The sequence below is a fragment of the Amnimonas aquatica genome (genome assembly GCF_002943415.1).
GTDB classification, from domain to species: domain Bacteria; phylum Pseudomonadota; class Gammaproteobacteria; order Pseudomonadales; family Moraxellaceae; genus Perlucidibaca; species Perlucidibaca aquatica_A.
Window position 1 is genome coordinate 1 of the sequence record NZ_PTQZ01000348.1, and the last position, 1,225, is coordinate 1,225.

At 61.1% G+C, this 1,225-nt stretch carries 1 protein-coding gene and 1 tRNA gene; one reads left to right on the top strand and one right to left on the bottom strand.

Annotated elements, in window-relative coordinates; translation table 11 throughout:
* The first annotated feature begins 585 nt into the window (after positions 1-585).
* Positions 586-662, top strand: a tRNA-Arg gene (locus C5O18_RS09840).
* Between the two features lie 208 nt (positions 663-870).
* Here the strand turns inward: C5O18_RS09840 and C5O18_RS09845 are convergent.
* Positions 871-1,122, bottom strand: a complete 252-nt coding sequence (locus C5O18_RS09845) for a hypothetical protein (protein WP_105193444.1) — start codon at positions 1,120-1,122, stop codon at positions 871-873.
* Between the last annotated feature and the right edge of the window lie 103 nt (positions 1,123-1,225).

The following is a 1,225-nucleotide window of genomic DNA, read 5'->3' on the forward strand; positions in this document are numbered from 1 at the left end:
TTGCGCAGCAGGGCCTGCTTGTCGATCAGGTAGTACGGTGTCTGCATGTTCTTTTCCTTCCGGCCGGCGGGTTCACCTCACGCCGACGCTTGCAATCAGCAATGTCCGGTCGCCGGCACATCGTGCCGGGATATGGCGACGGTCATCCGGGCAGGCGACCGCTCCGGGCCGATGCCGGGGCAGCTCGCGGGCGGACGACCGCCGGCCTCAGACCGGTGTTCGGCCCGAATGGATATCCGGAATGGAAAGCAGGATCAGGCATGCCACGCGTGGCATGCCCGTGTGTGCGTGTCCGGCGTTACCGGGCACTTCTTCCGTTTGGGAGGTGTTCAGACAAGCTGAGCGTGTCCCCAATTGGAAGAGGGCGTCTGTGACAGACATGGCGTCCTCCCCAACCAGCAGATCAAACCCGCGCTTTGTGCGGACCGTGGACGGTACCCAAAGACCCGGCAGGGGTCAACCTCGGAGGTCTCGTGGCTGCCCGCCGGCAGAGTCATGCGTACGAGCGGCCGAAATTCAGTCAAACGGACTATTCTGCGCTTGACGACCATGGGGGCCATACGCATAATTCGCGGCCTCAGCAACGCGCCCATAGCTCAGCTGGATAGAGCACCAGGCTACGAACTTGGGGGTCGGGAGTTCGAATCTCTCTGGGCGCGCCACATGAAACGGAAAAGGCCTGACGGAAACGTCAGGCCTTTTTTCATTTCCGGCCTACATTATTATCCCGTGCCCGCGAGGCCGATCGCCCCGCCACCGCCGGGCACCTGATGCCGGCACACAGGCAAAAAAAAGCCGCCTTGTGGAAGGCGGCCATGAAAACGCATAGTTGCCGTTCAGCACTATCCGCGACAGAGAATGTGTTCCGGGTCAGTCATCACGCTGGGCATGACGCAGGTCATGGAAGTGCTCGCCGAGGTAGCGAAACACCTCGTCCAGCGGCACCGGGCCGATCTGCGACCGCGAGTCGCGCAACCCGGCAATGGCACGGCAGGCGATATCGACATCGCTGGCCGAGTAGCGTGCGGTCTCCGAACGCAGCCATGCCTGCGCCGCATCCTGCACATCGGCGGGACTCCTCAGCGACACCCAGCATTCCGCGACCGCAAGCTGTCCGTTCATGATCCTGTTGACTCGAACCCGACAGCAGTCAAATTACAGGTTACCCCTCACCTGCACGACCAACATTGTCTGACAATCTTGTAAAATTTTGAAAACAAAGCAC

Excerpts from the sequence above, each read along its gene's own strand:
- C5O18_RS09845 (WP_105193444.1), bottom strand. The coding sequence starts at position 1,122 with ATGAACGGACAGCTTGCGGTCGCGGAATGCTGGGTGTCGCTGAGGAGT.